Source organism: Oleiphilus sp. HI0079, assembly GCF_001635105.1.
Genome location: NZ_LWFT01001402.1, coordinates 1 through 1,097 on the forward strand (window position 1 = coordinate 1; position 1,097 = coordinate 1,097).

Genomic DNA, 1,097 nt, shown 5'->3' on the forward strand with positions numbered 1-1,097 from the left:
GCTTTTGCTCGTCGTCATTTTTAGTACCAGTAGTGATATTCACAATCAGATCCTACGGATCGGTGAACATTACTGGGAGGGCTACTACAAACTTCGTGTTGATCCTGTTCAACCGACTTGTGACCCTCAGCTAAATGTCGAAGAGGCCGTTCAAGCACGTCTAGCTGAGAGCTCAGAAGAAGACGATTTCGGTCTTTTTGATGCTGAGCCAGCAGACCCAGAGCTGATTCGTCAGTCAATAGAGAATGCTCGAGTTGATTGCGTTAAAGAGTATGCTAACTTTGAGGAAACAAAATCTCGGGTTACACCGTCTCTTGAGGTATTCCGTGCGGTAGAGCTTTTTGTGTCAGAGGTAATCGCTTTTGGGATAATGTCTCAGAAGTTTATTCTGATCGCACTCATCCTTCTCTGTGCTACTACAGCGACCTTTAGCCGACACCACATCGCGATGAGGCCAGTGATGTCGAGCCTCGATCATAAGGTCGCGAGCGTCTCCCAATTAGCTGCGAATGGCTTGCTATTGGCATCATCTGTCGCGTTTCGAACACTCGCACACTCCGATGGCTCTAAGATGACACCTGAAGCTGTGTTTATCCACGAGCTATGGGTATATGGCTTTGCCATTCTAACAATAATGAGCGCCATCAATGTTTTCCGACCCGGCCCTAATCTTTCCCCTGGAGGGAATATAGGCAGGGCATTACTGGCAGTCCCACTCTATGCAACGATGACGATCATCGCAGCGCTATTTTTCTTCTTAGGGCTGGGCGAGGGCAACAAATCTAACCCAGCAGCGCTCGGCATTTATCTCGACAAGCTTCTAGATCTCTCAGACATGTTCCTGAACGTCGGCCTGTATGTTTGGATCGGTATGATGCTGAAACAAACACGATTTGCTTCGCTGGTTCTAGCTCTATTCAAACCATGGAAGCTACCACCAGAACTATTGGTCGTATTTGTTGTCATTCTTGCAGCCATCCCAACGGCCTATACCGGTGGTTCGGGCATCTTCGTTATTGCTGCTGGCGCAGTGATCTATCACGAGCTGCGAGCGGCAGGCACTCGAAGACAGCTAGCTCTTGCGGCAACCGCTATGT

General features: G+C 48.9%; 1 pseudogene. It reads left to right on the top strand.

What is annotated here, in order from left to right:
- Positions 1–1,097: pseudogene (locus tag A3750_RS26625) on the top strand (C4-dicarboxylate ABC transporter); the annotation flags it as partial.